The sequence below is a fragment of the Phenylobacterium sp. CCH9-H3 genome, from assembly GCF_001557235.1.
Lineage (GTDB): Bacteria > Pseudomonadota > Alphaproteobacteria > Caulobacterales > Caulobacteraceae > Phenylobacterium.
The window spans coordinates 1-2,524 of the sequence record NZ_LSJI01000128.1; the positions used below are offsets into that span (position 1 = coordinate 1).

Genomic DNA, 2,524 nt, shown 5'->3' on the forward strand with positions numbered 1-2,524 from the left:
CCGCGGCGCCGCCCCCGGCCGCCCCGCCGCCGGCCGTCGAACCCCGCGCCGCCGAACCGGCCCGCGCGTCGGCTCCGGTGCGCACGGCCCGCGCCCGGCCCGCCGCCGCTGCGCCGAGCGCCACGTCGCAGGGCGTGAACGCCAGCACCACCGCCGCTCTGCCCGACGGCCCGCAGCCCTACTCCAGCCTGAGCCCGGGCGTGGCGGCGCCGACTCAGGTGAACCCGCCCCTGGTGACCCTGCCGCCCGCCAGCGAAGCGCCGGCCGCCATCCCGCAGACGCCGCCCACCACGGCCCCGGAACCGACGACGACGCCGGAGGCCACGCCGCCCACCGAGTCCCCGACCCTGTAAGCGGCGACCCGACCGTTGGGGGAAGGGCGCAGCCGAGAGGCTGCGCCCTTCTGCATTTCCCTCTCGCCGCGGAACTCCAGTATCCTGTCCGCAAAAGAAACAGGACTGCGGGAGGACGACGATGGCCGACGGCGCTGAAAGCGGCGCCTACGATGTTGCGATCGTGGGCGCAGGCTTCTCCGGGCTCTACATGCTGCACCGTTTGCGAGAGCTAGGCCTGTCGGCCCGGGTCTTCGAGGCAGGCGCCAGTGTCGGCGGCACCTGGTACTGGAACCGCTATCCCGGCGCGCGGGTGGATATCGAGAGCCAGGAGTACTGCTACTCGTTCTCGCCCGAGCTGGATGCGGAATGGACGTGGAGCGAGCGCTACGCCGCCCAGCCGGAGCTGCTGGCCTATCTGAACCATGTGGCCGACCGCTTCCACCTGCGCCCGGACATCCAGCTCGAGACCAGGGTCACCGCCGCCCACTACGACGAGGCGGCCCGGCGCTGGACGGTGACCACCGACCGCGGCGAGCGGGTGACGGCGCGGCACGTGGTGATGGCGACGGGTTGCCTCTCGGTGGCCAAGGAGCCGGACATGCCTGGCGCGGGCAGCTTCGCGGGCGCCAGCTATCACACCCACCGCTGGCCCGAAGGCGGCGTCGATTTCACCGGCCAGCGGGTGGCGGTGATCGGGACCGGCTCGTCCGCCATCCAGGCGATCCCGCAGATCGCGGCCCAGGCCGCGCATCTGACCGTCTTTCAGCGAACGCCGAACTTCAGCGTGCCGGCGCACAATGGGCCGACGGACCCGGCCGTGGCCGCCGACTGGTTCGCCAACCGGGCGCAGTATCGGCAGGAGGCGCGGGACGCCGGCTTCGCCATCCGCGCGGTGCGTCAGGCGGAGGAGACGGCGCTGGCGGCCACGCCCGAAGCACGGGCCGCCGCCTTCGAGGCGCGTTGGGCCCACGGCGGATTCTGCCTGCTGGGCGCCTACAGCGACCTGATCTTCGACAAGGCGGCCAACGACACGGCCGTGGCCTTCGTGGCCGACAAGATCCGCGGCCTGGTGGAGGACCCGGCCACCGCCGAGAAGCTGATCCCCAAGACCTATCCCATCGGCTCGAAGCGGATGTGCGTCGACACCGGCTACTACCAGACCTTCAACCGGTCCAACGTCTCGCTGGTCGACCTGATCGAGACGCCCATCGAGGCCATCACGCCGGCCGGCGTGCGGACCACGGCGGGCGAGGAGGCGTTCGACGCCATCGTCTACGCCATCGGGTTCGACGCCATGACCGGGGCGCTCTCGAAGATCGACATCCGCGGCAAGGGTGGCGCGGCGCTTAAGGACCGCTGGGCCGAGGGGCCGAAGAGCTACCTCGGCCTGATGGTGGCCGGCTTCCCCAACCTGTTCATCGTCACCGGGCCGGGCAGCCCCTCGGTGCTGTCCAACATGGCGGTGTCCATCGAACAGCACGTGGAGTGGATCTCGGACTGCATCGCCTGGATGGGCGAGCGGCAGGCCGGCGCCATCGAGGCGAGCGACGCGGCGCAGGAGGCCTGGGTCGCGCACGTGAACGAGGTGGCCGACCTGACGCTCTACCCCCAGGCCAACTCCTGGTACCTGGGCGCCAACGTGCCGGGAAAGCCCAGGGTCTTCATGCCCTACATCGGCGGCTTCCCGGCCTATCGCGAGAAGTGCGCCGAGGTGGCGGCCAAGGGCTACGAGGGCTTCGAGGTGACGCCGGGCGGGGCCTGACTATTCCTCGCCGATGCCGAGGAGTTCGATCTCGAACAGCAGGGTGCTGTTGGCGGGGATGGGGTCGCGGTGGCGGTCGCCGTAGGCGATGGGGCCGGGGATGACGAATTCCCAGGTCTCGCCTACGCGAATCATCGGCACGCCTTCCTGCCAGCCCTGGATCAGCCGCGGCAGGGGGAAGGTCGCCGGCTCGCCGCGGGCGCGGGAGCTGTCGAACACGCGGCCGTCGATGAAGCGGCCCACATAGTGGATGGTCACGGTGTCGGTGGGGACCGGGCGGAGCGCGGACGCCTTGGCCGCCTTGACGCGATGGGCCTGCAGGCCGGATGGCGTGACGATCCAGCCCGGGCGGGCCTTGGACCAGGCCTCGTACGCCTTCTGCCCCTGCTCCCACTGTTCCTGCGGCGTGCCGGTATAGGTCACGGGC

At 71.4% G+C, this 2,524-nt stretch carries 2 protein-coding genes and 1 pseudogene; 2 read left to right on the forward strand and 1 reads right to left on the reverse strand.

Features of this window, described 5'->3' with window-relative positions:
• Together AX721_RS27920 and AX721_RS12800 are read left to right on the forward strand one after the other, a co-directional pair.
• Positions 1–353, forward strand: a pseudogene (locus tag AX721_RS27920) (hypothetical protein); the annotation flags it as partial.
• Between the two features lie 121 nt (positions 354–474).
• The gene (locus AX721_RS12800) at positions 475–2,097 is read left to right on the forward strand and encodes an NAD(P)/FAD-dependent oxidoreductase (RefSeq protein WP_068876399.1); all 1,623 of its coding nucleotides are present in this window, start codon (positions 475–477) and stop codon (positions 2,095–2,097) included.
• Here the strand turns inward: AX721_RS12800 and AX721_RS12805 are convergent.
• A partial coding sequence (locus tag AX721_RS12805; protein ID WP_156467155.1) for an FKBP-type peptidyl-prolyl cis-trans isomerase occupies positions 2,098–2,524 on the reverse strand: 427 nt, incomplete at its 5' end. It lies immediately after the preceding gene.

Bases quoted from the DNA above. Each gene is read 5' to 3' on its own strand.
- AX721_RS12800 (WP_068876399.1), top strand. From the start codon at position 475: ATGGCCGACGGCGCTGAAAGCGGCGCCTACGATGTTGCGATCGTGGGC.